Raw genomic sequence first — 14620 nt, 5'->3', positions numbered from 1 at the left:
CTGGAGGGGGCCTGTCGTTGGGCTGAGCGTGACACTTGTATGGAAGCGGGCGGGGTACGCCCTCGCGGTGGCGGCACTGATGGCGGGCCTGGCCGGCTGCACCGGCGGCGGGGGCGGCGGGGGGATCGACATCTCGCTGCCCGGCAAGGCGCGGGCGCCCGGCGACGTCATCCGGATCAGCCCGGAGGACGGCAGCCGAGCCGTGCCCGCCGAGGGGCCGATCGAGGTACGGGTGGACAGCGGGCGCCTCGAACGGGTCACCGTCGTCCAGGTCGAGGACGCCCAGCGGACGGCGGTCCCCGGCGCGATCAGCGAGGACGGGCTGCGCTGGCGGCCTGCCGCGGACGCACGGCTGGCGCTGGCCGCGAAGTACAGCGTGGACGCCGTCGCGCTCGACGGGCACGGCCGGCGCTCCGCCCGGCACACCACCTTCACGACGGTCGTGCCCGAGCGCCGTTTCATCGGCTACTTCAAGCCGGAGAACCGTTCCACGGTCGGCACCGGCATGATCGTGTCCTTCGGCTTCAACCGTGCCATCGAGAACCGCGAGGCCGTCGAACGGGCCATCAGGATCACCTCGGAGCCCCCGGTCGAGGTCGTCGGCCACTGGTTCGGCAGGGAGCGTCTCGACTTCCGTCCCGCGGAGTACTGGCGGCCCGGCACCAAGGTGACCGTCGAGCTGGCGCTGCGCGATGTCGAGGGAGCGCCGGGCGTGTACGGCATCCAGCGCAAGACGGTCGGCTTCACCGTGGGGCGCTCCCAGGTCTCCGTGGTGGACGCGGCGGCGCACACCATGGAGGTACGCAGGGACGGCGAGGTGCTCGCGACCCTGCCCATCACGGCCGGGGCGCCGAAGACGACCACGTACAACGGGAAGATGGTGGTCACGGAGCTGTACGACGTGACACGGATGGACGGCCGGACCGTCGGTTTCGGCGGCGAGTACGACATCAAGGACGTGCCGCACGCGATGCGGCTGACCGACTCGGGCACCTTCCTGCACGGCAACTACTGGGCCGCGGCCTCCACCTTCGGCTCGGCCAACGTCAGCCACGGCTGCGTCGGCCTGCGGGACGAGAAGGGCGGCAGCCCGGACTCCCCGGCGGGCTGGTTCTTCGACCGGACGCTCATCGGCGACGTGGTGGAAGTGGTCAACTCCCGTGACCGAAAGGTCGCTCCCGACAACGGGCTCGGAGGCTGGAACATGGACTGGAACCAGTGGAAGGCAGGTTCCGCCCTGCGGTGAGCCCCCGTCGTCCCCTCGTCGACCCGCGTCACGTGCACGGTTCCTGGATCAACTGGGACTGAACGGTGACATTCGCGTGGAACTTTCGTGTCCTGCGGTGTGATTATCTAGCGCCGTGTGCGCGGAGGATGCGTGCGGGGGTGCGGGCCGTGGCGAGACCAGGCCGTGCGAGGGGAGTGGGGCATAGTGAACGGGCAGCCGATATCGGCCGGGGCGGGGCGTGGACGGCGGCGCGGGGGCGCGCGGCTGCAGGCCCTGGCTGTGGGGGCGTTGCTCCTGGTGCTGACGGCGTGTGGGGGCGGTGACCCGGCCGGCGGTGGCAAGGGCGGGCAGGACCCGGCCCAGAGCGGCGGGGGCAAGCAGGAGATCGCGGCGTCGCAGGCGGTCGTCACGATCGCCCCGAAGGACGGCGCCGAATCGGTCGCCACCAGCGGCGCGCTGAAGGTGACGGCCGAGCAGGGGAAGCTGACGACGGTCACCGTCGCCGACTCCAAGGGCGTCGAGGTCGAGGGCAAGATCGCCGCGGACGGAGCCAGCTGGCAGCCCGTCGGGCACCTGGCCGCGGGGACGCAGTACAAGGTCCACGCCGTCGCGAAGGACGCCGAGGGCCGCGAGTCGGCGAAGGACACCACCTTCACCACCCTGGTCCCGAAGAACACCTTCATCGGCCACTACACGCCGGAGGACGGTTCGACCGTCGGCGTCGGCATGCCGGTCTCCATCAACTTCACCCGGGGCATCACCAACCCGGAGGCGGTCGAGAAGGCCATCAAGGTGACCGCCGAGCCCGCCGTGCGGATCGAGGGCCACTGGTTCGGCAACGACCGCCTCGACTTCCGGCCGGAGAACTACTGGGCCGCTGGCACCAAGGTGACCGTCGAGCTCAACCTCGACGGTGTCGAGGGCCGGCCCGGTGTCTACGGCAAGCAGAAGAAGAAGGTCTCCTTCACCATCGGCCGCCGTCAGGTCTCCACGGTCGACGCGAGCGCCAAGACGATGAAGGTCGAGCGCGACGGCAAGATCATCAAGACGATCCCGATCACCGCGGGGGCCCCGTCCACGACCACGTACAACGGTCAGATGGTCATCAGCGAGAAGTACAAGGTGACCCGCATGAACGGAGCCACGGTCGGCTTCGGCGGCGAGTACGACATCAAGGACGTGCCGCACGCGATGCGTCTGTCCACCTCGGGCACCTTCGTCCACGGCAACTACTGGGCCTCGCCCGGGACCTTCGGCTCGGCCAACGTCAGCCACGGCTGCGTCGGTCTGCGCGACGCCCGCGGCGCGGGTGACAGCTCCACCCCCGCCGCCTGGTTCTACGACCGCTCGCTCATCGGCGACGTGGTGATCGTGAAGAACTCCAAGGACAAGCAGATCAAGCCGGACAACGGCCTCAACGGCTGGAACATGGACTGGTCGGAGTGGATCAAGTAGACCCTCTGTGAAGAGGCCCGGTGCTGTGACCAACGGCACCGGGTCTCTCTGCGTTAACGGCCACTAACCTGCCCCTATGACTGTGAACCTCGAAGTCGCCGAAGGCGTCGGCACCATCCGTCTCGACCGCCCCCCGATGAACGCCCTCGACATCGCCACCCAGGACCGGCTGCGCGAGCTGGCCCAGGAGGCGACCGACCGCGACGACGTGCGGGCCGTGATCCTGTACGGCGGTGAGAAGGTGTTCGCGGCGGGCGCGGACATCAAGGAGATGCAGGTCATGGACCACGCGGCCATGGTCAAGCGGTCGCGCGCGCTCCAGGACTCCTTCACCGCGGTCGCCCGCATCCCCAAGCCGGTCGTCGCCGCGATCACCGGCTACGCCCTGGGCGGCGGCTGCGAACTGGCCCTGTGCGCCGACTACCGGATCGCCGCCGACAACGCCAAGCTCGGCCAGCCCGAGATCCTGCTCGGTCTGATCCCGGGAGCCGGCGGCACCCAGCGGCTGTCCCGGCTGGTCGGCCCGTCCAAGGCCAAGGACCTCATCTTCACCGGCCGCATGGTCAAGGCCGACGAGGCCCTGACGCTCGGTCTGGTCGACCGGGTCGTCCCGGCGGCCGAGGTGTACGAGCAGGCGCACGCCTGGGCGGCGAAGCTCGCCCAGGGCCCGGCCCTCGCGCTGCGCGCCGCCAAGGAGGCGGTCGACCAGGGCCTGGAGGCCGACATCGACACCGGTCTCGCGATCGAACGGACCTGGTTCGCGGGCCTGTTCGCGACCGAGGACCGCGAGCGCGGGATGCGCAGCTTCGTCGAGGAGGGCCCGGGCAAGGCGAAGTTCGTCTGACCTGACATACACCGAACGGATCCCCCGGAATTGTCGATTCCGGGGGGCCGATTCCGCCGGAACGGCCCCGCGGCCCGTTCCGTCCGGCCATGATGGTGGGCATGGCGGGCCTGGAGGGTGTGGAACAACCGCGGCAGCACGGCGGTGCGACCGCCGCACGGTGGGTACCGGCAGCCGAGGACGAACAGGCTCTCAAGGCTCTGGAGTTGTACGGAAACCCGGCCGAGGAGGATGTCCGGCTGCCCTCCCGCCCCGAGTCCGCCGCCGTCGCCCGCCGACTCACCCAGTCCGTCGTCCTGCGGCAGTGGGCGCTGTCCCCGCAGATCGCCGAGCACGCCGTCCTCCTCGTCTCCGAACTCGTCGGCAACGCCGTACGGCACACCGGTGCCCGGGTCTTCGGACTGCGCATGCTGCGCCGTCGTGGCTGGATCCGGATCGAGGTCAAGGACCCCTCACGCGGGCTGCCGTGCCTGATGCCCGTCCATGAGCTGGACATCAGCGGTCGCGGGCTCTTCCTCGTCGACAAGCTGTCCGACCGCTGGGGCGTGGACCTGCAGCCGCGCGGCAAGACGACCTGGTTCGAGATGCGCGTCTCGGACCGCTGACGCACAAAAGCCCCCGTGCGGGGGCTTTCGTGGGTGGAGCGTCGTGGATGGAGGGGTGTATCCACGGTGCTCGGACGACCTGGCCCGGGTCAATGGGGGTCGTGTCCCCGACTATGGCAGACAAGGGGCCATCCCGCCAAAAGTCCCTACTGGGACAAAAGCGGGCAGATAGGGATCGATCCCCGGTGAATCGTTGGTGATCTGAAGCACTCGCCTTGCAAATGGTGAATAGGTATCGAGTTCACCGATTGTTTCCTCGCTCGGTCCGTATCGTGGACACTGCCTCCCGGCGCGCAAACGTCCTGGATTGGCCCAATCGCTATTTTTCGGTCATCACCTGCCTTAAATGGTCGAGTGACCCTGACCGACCGTCGTGACGCGCTGCGGACGGGCGCGGCAGCCGTCGTCGCCGGCGTCCTCACCACCGCCTGTGGTGCGGAGCGCCGCCCCGCACCACGCGGCCCGGCCGCCGCGCCCGCCGCCCCGGCCCCCCGCCGCTTCCCCGGCCACCCCGTCGAGATCGCGAGCGGGCCCCGCGGCCGCCCACGGGTCGCCCTCACCTTCCACGGCCAGGGCGACCCCGCCCTCGCCCGCTCCGTGCTCGCCGAGGCCGAGAAGGGCGGCGCCCGGGTCACCGTCCTCGCCGTCGGCGACTGGCTCGACGCCTACCCCGAGCTCGCCCGCCGGATCCTCGACGGCGGCCACGACCTGGGCAACCACACCCAGCGCCACCTCGACATCAACGCGATGGACGACGAGCGGGCGTACGCGGAGATCAGCGCCTGCGCCACCCGGCTGCGCCGGCTCACCGGCTCCATCGGCAGCTGGTTCCGGCCCTCCAGGACCCGGCACGCGACCCCGGCCGTCCAGCGGGCCGCCCGCCGCGCCGGCTACCCGCACGTCCTCTCGTACGACGTCGACTCCCTCGACTTCACCTCACCCGGCGCCGCGGCCGTCGTCCGCAACGTCACCGGGCCGATCCGCAACGGATCGGTGGTGAGCCTCCACTTCGGCTACGCGGACACCCTCGCCGCGCTGCCGCCCCTCCTCGCCGACCTCGACCGCCGCGGACTGCGCGCGGTGACGACCACGGAGCTGCTGACCTGATGCTGCCTCTCACCACGCGCACGAAGAGCCTCCTCGCGGCCGCGCTGCTCGCCGCGCTCGCCGGGTGCGGCACCGCGGACGACACGGCCTCGCCGCGCGCCGGTGCCAAGAAGGAGGCCACGCCCGCCGCCGTACCGAAGAAGGCCGCACCGCCGCCCGGACTGCCCGGCATGCCGCCGGTCCTCGACCCCAAGGACGTCTACGCGGCCGACCGGCCGAACAAGCTGTCACCCGTGGTCAAGGACTTCCCCTCCCGGGTCTACGTGCCCAACACCAACTCCAACACCGTCTCCGTCATCGACCCGGCGACGTACCAGGTCATCGAGACCATCCCGGTCGGCATCCAGCCGCAGCACGTCGTCCCGTCGTGGGACATGAAGACGCTCTGGGTCAACAACAACCGCGGCCACACGCTCACTCCGATCGACCCGGCCACCGGGGTCGCGGGCAAGCCCGTCGAGGTCCACGACCCGTACAACCTCTACTTCACGCCCAACGGCAAGTACGCCGTCGTCATGGCCTCCCTGGACCGCGAGCTGGTCTTCCGCGACCCGCACACCATGGAGCGGAAGAAGACCGTCCCGGTCTCCTGCTACGGCGTCAACCACGCGGACTTCTCCGCCGACGGCCGGTACTTCGTCGTCTCCTGCGAGTTCTCCGGCGAACTGCTCAAGGTCGACACGGAGAAGATGGAGGTCATCGGCCAGCAGAGGCTGCCCTTCGAGGGCGCGATGCCGCAGGACGTGAAGATCTCGCCGGACGGCAAGACCTTCTACATCGCCGACATGATGGCCCACGGCATGTGGGTCCTGGACGGCGAGAAGTTCACCACCCCGACGCTGATGCCGACCGGCAAGGGTTGCCACGGCCTCTACATCTCCCGCGACTCCAAGGAGATGTACGTGCCCAACCGAGGCGAGGGCTCCATCTCGGTCTTCGACTTCGCCAAGAACAAGCTGACCAAGAAGTGGTGGCTCCCGGACGGCGGCTCCCCGGACATGGGCGGGGTGTCGGCCGACGGCAAGGTGCTGTGGCTCTCGGGACGCTACGACTCCGAGGTCTACGCGATCGACACGACGACCGGCAAACAACTCGCCCGCATCCCGGTGGGCGGCGGCCCCCACGGCCTGGCGGTCTACCCCCAGCCCGGCCGCTACTCCCTGGGCCACACCGGCATCTTCAGGTGATCGTCACCCGGCTATGAGCAGGGCCTCCGAGGCCACCGGGCGGTAGCCCGCCGCCTGGAAGGTGCGGACGCTGCGGGCGTTGCCGGGGGACTGCTGGGCCCAGACCACGCCGTCCGGCGTCAGATGCCGGGCGGCGAGGGCCAGCGCCCGGCCGAGCCCGCGGTGCCTGACCTCCTCGTCGACCTCGATCGCCGCCTCCCAGCGGCCCGCCACGCCCCGGCCCAGGATCAGCACACCGCCGTCGGCCGCCCACACCCGTACGTCGTCCCGGAACGTCAGCGCCCGCGCCACCCGGGGGTGCTCCGCGTCCTCGATCTCCCGCAGCGGCAGCTCGGGGGCCCCGGGCAGGGCGGGGGCGACCGTCAGCAGATCGACGGTGTTCATGCGCAGCCCCGTGCGGCGCATGAGGGCGATGAGGAACTCCGGGTTCATGGAGGCGGCCAGCGGATCGCTCGACACCGCCGCCAGCTCCGCCCGTACCCACTCCGGGTCCTGGTCGGTGAAGACGACCGAGTGCGCGGTGAAGGCGAGGACTCCGGCGTCCCGGGGGCTGGGCTGCGGGACCACCGTCGTCGAGCCGTCCGGCGGCGGGAACTGCCCGCGCGCGGCCGCCGCCAGGATCCGTGCCACGTCGTCGCTCATGCCTCCATGATCCTCCCCCTACGCCCTGCGGGCGTGGGGGGGACCCCCGGGCCCGGCGCCCCGGCCCGGCGGGCCGCCCGATAATCTGACCCCCGTCATCGAAGCACCAAGAAGGGGCGGAAGCTGTGGCGGACATCGAGTCGGCGCGCAAGGCATTCGATCGGTACGACGTGGACGGGGACGGGTTCATCACCGCCGCCGAGTACAAGAGCGTCATGGCGCAGCTGGGTGACTTCCACGTCACCGAGACGGTCGCGGAGGCCCTGATCGCCCCGCGCGACGGCAACGCCGACGGCAAGCTCTCCTGGGACGAGTTCTGGGCCGGCCTCAACAAGGCCTGACCAAGCCTGACCAGGCCTGACCCCGCCGGGTGAGGACGGGCGGCGCCGTACCCCGTACGGCCCATCACGTGCGTACGTACGTGAGTTGCCGCCCGTCCGGCCCTCGGTGACGATCGACCGGTGACGCTTCCCGGTCCCGCAGGTACCCCGATCCGTCGGACAGCGGTCGCGCTCGTCGCGCTCGGCGCCCTCGCTCTCGCCCTCCTCGGCGCCGGACTGGCGCAGACGGGCACGGGCGAACTCCCCATTCCCGCGGCCGGGACCACCAGCGTCCTCCGGGTCCTCTTCCTGGCCGCGCTCGCCGTCCACCTCGGCGAACTCGCCGGCGTCCGGCTGGCCCGCGCGGGCCCGCTGCCCCGCCGCTGGTCCGTGCCCGCCGCCCTGCTCGGCGCGGCCGCCTCGGCCGGGCTCCTCCTGCTCCTCGCCGCCGTCAGCGGCCTGAGCCTCACCACCGTGTACGCCATGCGGGAAGGCCGCCTGCTCCTCGTGACGGCCAACGCCTTCGCCCTCGCGGCCCTGTGCGCCGCCTCCCGCCGCCCCGTCCTCGCGCTGCTTCCGCTCACCGCGGTGATCGGCGCCGAGGCGCTGCGCGCGCATCCGGAGACGTACAGCCCGGCGGTCGGCGTCACGCTCACGGTCGTCCACCTGACGGCGGCATCCCTCTGGTTCGGCGCCCTGCTGTACGTCCTGCGGACCATGTGGCTGCGCGGGGGCGGCCGGGACGTCCTCGGCCGCTACGCCCGCGTGGCGGCCTGGATCTTCGCCGCGCTCGTGGTCACGGGCACCTGCTCCACCCTGCGCCGCCTCCCCCTGGAGGCCGTCCTCAGCACGGCGTACGGCAGGGCCCTGCTGGCCAAGCTCGCCCTGGTCGGCGTGGCGAGCCTGCTCGCGCTGACCGCCCGGCACCGGATGCTGCGGGGCGCGGACGCCCAGGCGCCCGCCCGGATCGAGCTGGGCGTCCTCGCGGTGATCGTGGTGATCTCGGCCCTGCTGACGGTGGTGCCCGACCCGCACTGGCTCGTGTGGAGCCGCGGCTGAGCCACCGGCCGTCGCCCGGTGGTCGCCCGGTGGCCACCCCCCGGTGTCAGTGGCGTCTTGTGGTTCGGTACTGAACGTCAAATGTCTCGGTGCCGATACCGGTCCACCCCTGCTGTGCGCGGCCGTGCGGTTGCAGATGCTGGGTCCATTGCACAGGATCCAACGGGAGGGACGATCACGTGCGCAACACGTTCAATGGTGCGGAACCGCCGGTGACCTCCGTACTGACGAATCCCACGAGCCGGACCCGGGCCCGTGTCGAAGTCCCCGTGCGGCTGGCCGACGGAGGCTGGCAGACCGCCGAGATGGTCACCTTCTCCGACCTCGGCGACGGGCAGGAGCACATCGCCGTCACGTTCGCGCCGACCACGGACGTTCCGCTGGTGCGGCTCCACTCGGAGTGCCTGACCGGAGACGTCTTCGGGTCCGCCCGCTGCGACTGCGGACCGCAGCTCGCCGAATCGATGCAGCTGCTCGCCGAGTCCGGCGGCATCCTGCTCTATCTGCGCCAGGAAGGCCGGGGCATCGGGCTGTACAACAAGCTCGACGCCTACCGCGTCCAGGACGAGCTCGGCCTCGACACCTTCGCGGCCAACCGCGAGCTGAACTTCTCCGACGACCTCCGCGACTACCGCCCCGCCGCCGAGATGCTCCGCGCGCTCGACGCCACACGGATCAGACTGCACACCAACAACCCCGACAAGGCCGCGCAACTGACCTCGTACGGCATCGCCATCGACGAGGTGGTCCCGACCGGGATCTTCCAGACCGAGCGCAACCGGCACTACCTGCGCGCCAAGGTCGAACGGAGCGGGCACACCATCCGACTCGCGGGGGAGTCCATATGATCCAGCACCGGGGCCCCATCAGCGGCATCGCCGCCTGGCGGGACACGTACGTCGCCACCGCCGGTTACGACAACCAGGTCATCTGCTGGGACCAGCGCACCGGGCGGGCGCTGGCGCGCTCCTTCCACGACCACCTGGCCAACCAGTGCACGTTCTCGCCCGACGGCCGCCACCTGCTCACGTCGTCCAGCGACTACACGGCCCGCCTGTGGACCGTGCCCGACCTGCGCCTGGTCGCGGTCTTCGCCGAGCAGGAGGACGACGTGGAGATGTCCGTCTTCCACCCGTCGAAGGAACTGGTCGCCACCGCCTCCCGCGACCACAGGGTGCGGGTGTACGACTTCACCGGGCGTCTCGTCGCCCTCTTCGCCGGCCACACCGCCGACGTCATCTCCGTGGAATGGAGCCGCGACGCCGACGAGGTGATCTCCTCCAGCGACGACGGCACCATCAAACGCTGGTCCCTGGAGACCGGCGCCGTGATCGCCAACCTCGACATGGGCGGGGTCGAGACGGACACCATCGCCATCTCGTCCGGTGGCACCATCTTCGCCGGCAACGACGAGGGCCGGATCGTGGTCGTCGGACCGACCGGGCAGAAGGACGTGCCCGCCCACGACGCCGGCATCAAGCGCCTCGTGCTCGACGACTCCCGCCACCTCCTGGTCAGCCTCAGCTACGACCGGACCATGCGGCTGTGGGACGTCTCCTCCGGCCGGCCCGAGCTGCGCGACACCAGCGCCCTGCCCGACGACGTCTGGCCCCGCTCCTGCGCGTTCGCCGGAAGCTCACGCCTGGTCTTCGCCACCTTCGGGGCCGGTTACCGGGGCTACGACTACGAGGAACGGGTCTGGGACACCGCCGAGGTACCGCCCACCGGTGGGGTCAACGCCGTACTTCCCGGCCCCGACGGCCCCCTGACGGTCGGTGACGCCGGAGTGGTGCGCCGGGACGGCGCCCCGGTGGCCGAGACCGGCAGCCTGTGCAACTTCCTCACGCCGCTGGGCGGCGTGGTGCTCTCCGGCGGCCAGCTCGGCAAGGTCTTCGACGCGCTCACGGGGCGCGAGCTGTACCAGCACCGCTCACCCCTCAACTGCGGCGCCACCTTCGAGCGCGACGGCGAGCGGTACGCGGTCGTGGGGGCGTACACCGGCGAGGGGCTGCTGCTGAGGCTTCGGGGCACGGACCGCGTGGAGCACGTCGCGGACCTCCCCCTGCACGTGAACGCGGTCAAAGGCGTCGCCGTCTCCGGAGACTTCGTCTTCTCCGTGGCGGCCGACGCCTCGGCCACCTGGTACCGGATCTCCACCCTGGAGAAGGTCGCCACCGTCGAGGACGCCCACGACAAGATCGCCAACGGCTGCGCGGGCCTGGAGGACGGCTGGTTCGCGAGCGTGAGCCGCGACCTGAAGCTGCGGCTGTGGAACCCCGAGCGGCACGCCGAGGTCCTGCCGACGCCGCACACCCACTCCATCAAGTGCGTCGCGGCGTCCGACGACGGCAGGTTCGTGGCGACGGGCAGCTACAACGGCCGGGTCGCGGTCTACGACCGGGTGGAGCGCGGCTGGACCGAGGTGGTCCGGCCCACCACGGCGGGCATCTCGGCGCTCGCGTACGACGCGGGCCGCAAGGTCTTCGCCGCCGCGTCCTACGACGGTCAGGTGTACACGATCGGGGGCTGAGCCGCCGTCGTGCCGTACGGCGCCGGGGGAGGTGGGAGACCCCGCCTCCCCCGGCGGCGTGCCACGGCCCATCGGCCGCACCCTTCCGGGACTTCTCCCTTCTCCCCCTCCTCTACGAGAGGACTCCGCACCCCATGGACAGCCATCCCATAGCCGACCGCTACACGATCACCCCCGCACGGACACCGCAGCTGGACGAGACGGCGTACGCGGCCGTGCTCCACTCCGACTTCCAGGACCACTACGCCACCGGGCGCGACCTGTGGACCGGCGAGCAGGCGATGCGGGAGGCGCCGCGCCTGCTGTCGAGCGCGCTCGGCGCCACCGAGGACGCGCACATCCTCGACATCGGCACCGGCCATGGCCGCGACGCCGAGATCCTGCTGGCCGACGGACACCGGGTCACCGGTATCGACCTCGTCGCCTCCCCCGAGTGGGAGGCCCTCGCGGCTCGCCGGCCCGGCCGGGCCCGCTTCCTCGTGACTCCCCTGACGGAGCTGGAAGGCACGGCGGAGTACCACGCCGTGCTCGACAACGGCTGCCTGCACCACCAGCACCCGGACAGCTACCCCCGCTATCTGCGCCGCGTCCGTGAACTGCTGGTGCCCGGCGGCCTGTTCACCGTCTCCGTCTTCCAGGCCGCGGGCGACGCGGGCGGCCTCTACGTCAACGCCGGCAAGCGTCTCTACCGCGAGTTCACCCCCGACGAGCTCCACCGCCTCGTCACCGCCCACGGGTTCGAGCCGGTGGAGGTGCGCCGGGTGCCGCGTGGCACGGCGGGGCTCACCTATCTGCTGGGCACCTTCCGACGCACGGCGGACGGCGATCCGCGATGAAGCGGTGCGTCGTCGTACTGGCGGCAGCGGTCTGCGCGGCGGGGCTGCTCGCGGTCTCGCCGGCCTCTGCCGTCTCCGCGGTCTCTGCCGCCTCTCCCGCCGCCGTGTCACCTCGGGCCGAGGGGTCCGGCTGGGTCGGATCCTGGGGTACGGCTCCGGCGCCCGCCGCGCGCGACGGCATCTCCCGGGACGGTCTGGACGACCGGACCGTACGCATGGTCGTGCGCACCTCGATCGGCGGCGACCACCTGCGGCTGCGGCTGTCCCACGCGTACGGCACACGGCCGTTGACCCTGGGCCGGACGACCGTCGCGCTGCCGCTGCCGGGTTCCCCGGCGGCGGTCGTACCCGGCAGCGCCCGGGAGGTCACCTACGACGGCGGCGCGGCACGGACGACCCTGCCCGCGGGGGCGGAGACGTTCAGCGACCCGGTCGACTTCGACGTGCCCGCCGGGGCGGACCTGCTGGTCAGCATCCATCTCCCGGAACCGACCGGACCCACCACCTGGCACTGGCTGGCACAGCAGCGCAGCCATGTCTCCGAACCGGGTGACCACACCGCCGACCCGACCGGGACCGCGTTCCGCCGTACCGAGACCTCGTGGTTCTTCCTCACGGGCGTGGACGTGCGCGGGGCGGACGCGCGCGGAACGCGGGCGCGCGGCGCGGTGGTCGCGATCGGCGACTCGCAGACCGACGGTGTGGGTTCCACCATGGACGGCAACGGCCGCTGGACCGACGCCCTGGCGCGCCGCCTCGCCGCCGATCCGGCGACCGGCGGCCTGGGCGTGCTCAACAAGGGCATCGGCGGCAACCGCGTGCTGCGCGACGGCACCGAGACGGACCGGCCGCAGCGGGGCACCAGCGCCCTGGGGCGGCTCGATCGGGACGCGCTCGCCCAGGCGGGGGTGCGGACCGTGGTGCTGTACGAGGGCGTCAACGACCTCCAGTTGGCGCCGTACGCGAGCGCGGACGAGGTCCTGAACGGGCTGCGTACGATGGCGCAGCGCCTGCGTGAACGGGGCATCCGTGTGCTGGTGGGCACCTTGACGCCGTTCAAGGACTCGCCGTTCTGGACCGAGGACGCCGAGCGCGCCCGCGCGGAACTCAACACGGCGCTGCGCACGGCACCGGGCTTCGACGCGGTCGTGGACTTCGACGCGGCGGTCCGCGACCCCGCCGACCCCCGGCGCGTACGGGCCGCGTACGACAGCGGCGACCACATCCACCTCAACGACGCGGGCTACCGCGCCCTGGCCGAGGCGGTGCCCACGGCGGGACTGGCGGGGACCGGTGAGCGCGCCGGGGCCGCGGATTCCGGCCGAGCCGCGGACCGCACTGGCGCCGGGTGCCGCGCCGCGGCCCCTGCCCGGGCGGCGGTTCGTGGCGGGGCCACGCACCGCGCCGCGACCACAGATCCTGCCCGAGCGGCGGTTCCTGGTGGGGCCACTCACCGCGCCGCCCGAGCCGCAGCCCGTGCTGCGATCACGGACCGCGCTCGCACGACCGACCGGAGGCTTCCATGACCAGCAGTACGTCTCCCGCCGCTCCGGCGGCGGTCATGGCCAACCCCAACACCCTCTCCGACCGGGCGGCGATGGGCCTGCCGGACTCCTTCACCGCCCGCACGGGCCCCTGGGCCCTGCAGGCCCATCCCGACCTGCTCGGCGCCCCCGCCGTGACCCTGGTCTCGATCGCGGAGGACCCCGGCCGGCCCTTCTCCCGGCGGTACGCCGCCGGCACCGTCCTCGGCCTCGTCGGGGACCCGCGCATCCGGCCCGACGATCCCCCGATGGCCGCCGTCCCGGGCGCCCGGGTCCGGCTCGGCCTCGATCCGGAGTCCGTCGGGCCGGTCACCGCCCGCTGGCGGCACGCGGGGGTGGAGGAGGAGTGGATCGCCAAGGAGTGCCCCTCGTACGAGACGGACATCGCGGCCTTCCGAATCGCGCTCCACCCGGTGACCAACGCCGAGTACCGCCGCTTCCTGGAGGACACCGGCAGCATGTGGCTGCCCACGTCCTGGCGGTTCGGGGTCTATCCGGAGACGCTCGGCAACCACCCGGTGTGGACCGTTCCGCCCGAGGCCGCCGACGCGTACGCGGCCTGGCTCGCGCACCGTACGGGCCGGGCGTTCCGGCTGCCCACGGAGGCCGAGTGGGAGTACGCGGCCTCCGGCGGCGACGGCCGGGAGTTCCCCTGGGGGGAGGAGCTCGCCGACGACCGCGCCAACACGGTGGAGCACGGCCCGCTGACCACCACCCCGATCGGGGTGTATCCCGGCGGGTGCTCGCCGTTCGGCGTGCACGACATGGCGGGCAACGTGGAGGAGTACACGGCGGACGACTACCGCCCGTACCCCGGCGGTACGGACGTCGCCGACGACCTCGCGCGCACGCGTGGTGCCTATCGCATCGCCCGGGGCGGCAGTTTCACCCGCTTCGGCGACCTCGCCCGCTGCCGCCGGAGGCACGGCTGGTACGAGCGGGACATCTACGCCATGGGCTTCCGGCTCGCGGAGACCCCGTGACGGCGGGCATCCCGGCGGCACCGGGGGCGAAGGAGGCGCCGGACGCGCCGAAGACGCAGCCTGCACCGACCGCGCAGGGGCCGCAGGCCGCACCGGGCGCGCCGGCGGCGCCGGGCGGGCCGAACACACCGACCGCGCCAGGGACGCAGGCTGCACCGGCTGCACCGGCTGCACCGGCTGCACCGGTGGCACCGGCCGCACCGGACATGCCGGCGGCACCGGTCGCCCTGGCCGCACCGGTCGCACCAGGCACGTCGCAGACGCAGGCCACACCGGCTGC

At 72.1% G+C, this 14620-nt stretch carries 14 protein-coding genes; 13 read left to right on the top strand and 1 reads right to left on the bottom strand.

Translation table 11 applies throughout. The features are described 5' to 3' along the window. The first annotated feature begins 79 nt into the window (after positions 1 to 79). The 6 genes from ACFYV5_RS07825 to ACFYV5_RS07800 all read left to right on the top strand — a co-directional run bounded on the left by ACFYV5_RS07825 (position 80) and on the right by ACFYV5_RS07800 (position 6426). Positions 80 to 1246, top strand: a complete 1167-nt coding sequence (locus ACFYV5_RS07825) for an Ig-like domain-containing protein (protein ID WP_355108349.1) — start codon at positions 80 to 82, stop codon at positions 1244 to 1246. 186 nt (positions 1247 to 1432) lie between these two features. Further along, positions 1433 to 2683, top strand: coding sequence for an Ig-like domain-containing protein (locus ACFYV5_RS07820; RefSeq protein WP_389165649.1), 1251 nt, complete (start codon positions 1433 to 1435; stop codon positions 2681 to 2683). 76 nt (positions 2684 to 2759) lie between these two features. After that, positions 2760 to 3527, top strand: coding sequence for an enoyl-CoA hydratase-related protein (locus ACFYV5_RS07815; protein ID WP_355107737.1), 768 nt, complete (start codon positions 2760 to 2762; stop codon positions 3525 to 3527). Between the two features lie 89 nt (positions 3528 to 3616). Further along, a complete protein-coding gene (locus ACFYV5_RS07810) occupies positions 3617 to 4132 on the top strand; it encodes an ATP-binding protein (RefSeq protein ID WP_389165645.1) in 516 nt (171 codons plus the stop codon). A 354-nt stretch (positions 4133 to 4486) separates the two neighbouring features. Next, the gene (locus ACFYV5_RS07805; RefSeq protein WP_389165643.1) at positions 4487 to 5239 is read left to right on the top strand and encodes a polysaccharide deacetylase family protein; all 753 of its coding nucleotides are present in this window, start codon (positions 4487 to 4489) and stop codon (positions 5237 to 5239) included. Further along, entirely contained in the window at positions 5239 to 6426 is a 1188-nt protein-coding gene (locus ACFYV5_RS07800) for a YncE family protein (RefSeq protein WP_355107731.1), read from the top strand. The genes ACFYV5_RS07805 and ACFYV5_RS07800 overlap by 1 nt, the downstream gene beginning before the upstream one ends. A 3-nt stretch (positions 6427 to 6429) precedes the next feature. On the opposite strand, the gene ACFYV5_RS07795 is transcribed toward ACFYV5_RS07800, so the two are convergent. Then, positions 6430 to 7068, bottom strand: coding sequence for a GNAT family N-acetyltransferase (locus ACFYV5_RS07795; RefSeq protein ID WP_355107729.1), 639 nt, complete (start codon positions 7066 to 7068; stop codon positions 6430 to 6432). Positions 7069 to 7193: 125 nt separating this feature from the next. Between ACFYV5_RS07795 and ACFYV5_RS07790 the strand changes: the two genes are divergently transcribed. From ACFYV5_RS07790 to ACFYV5_RS07760, 7 genes are all read left to right on the top strand, one after another. Continuing rightward, entirely contained in the window at positions 7194 to 7409 is a 216-nt protein-coding gene (locus ACFYV5_RS07790) for an EF-hand domain-containing protein (protein WP_355107727.1), read from the top strand. 120 nt (positions 7410 to 7529) lie between these two features. Continuing rightward, positions 7530 to 8447 (top strand): CopD family protein, encoded by a 918-nt coding sequence (locus ACFYV5_RS07785; protein ID WP_389165638.1) that lies wholly within the window; start codon positions 7530 to 7532, stop codon positions 8445 to 8447. A 179-nt stretch (positions 8448 to 8626) separates the two neighbouring features. Further along, the gene (gene ribA / locus ACFYV5_RS07780; protein WP_389165635.1) at positions 8627 to 9295 is read left to right on the top strand and encodes a GTP cyclohydrolase II; all 669 of its coding nucleotides are present in this window, start codon (positions 8627 to 8629) and stop codon (positions 9293 to 9295) included. Further along, the gene (locus tag ACFYV5_RS07775; protein ID WP_389165632.1) at positions 9292 to 10977 is read left to right on the top strand and encodes a WD40 repeat domain-containing protein; all 1686 of its coding nucleotides are present in this window, start codon (positions 9292 to 9294) and stop codon (positions 10975 to 10977) included. Before ribA ends, ACFYV5_RS07775 begins: the two co-directional genes overlap by 4 nt. A gap of 134 nt (positions 10978 to 11111) precedes the next feature. Next, the gene (locus ACFYV5_RS07770; RefSeq protein WP_389165629.1) at positions 11112 to 11813 is read left to right on the top strand and encodes an SAM-dependent methyltransferase; all 702 of its coding nucleotides are present in this window, start codon (positions 11112 to 11114) and stop codon (positions 11811 to 11813) included. Continuing rightward, on the top strand, positions 11810 to 13339 hold the full coding sequence (locus ACFYV5_RS07765) for an SGNH/GDSL hydrolase family protein (protein WP_389165626.1): 1530 nt from the start codon (positions 11810 to 11812) through the stop codon (positions 13337 to 13339). Before ACFYV5_RS07770 ends, ACFYV5_RS07765 begins: the two co-directional genes overlap by 4 nt. Then, positions 13336 to 14340, top strand: coding sequence for a formylglycine-generating enzyme family protein (locus ACFYV5_RS07760; protein ID WP_389165624.1), 1005 nt, complete (start codon positions 13336 to 13338; stop codon positions 14338 to 14340). Before ACFYV5_RS07765 ends, ACFYV5_RS07760 begins: the two co-directional genes overlap by 4 nt. Positions 14341 to 14620 lie beyond the last annotated feature (280 nt).

It is taken from the genome of Streptomyces sp. NPDC003035, assembly GCF_042888285.1.
In the GTDB taxonomy this organism is placed as follows: domain Bacteria; phylum Actinomycetota; class Actinomycetes; order Streptomycetales; family Streptomycetaceae; genus Streptomyces.
Note: the sequence above shows the minus strand (reverse complement) of the source record. Positions and strands in the feature narration are given on the sequence as shown.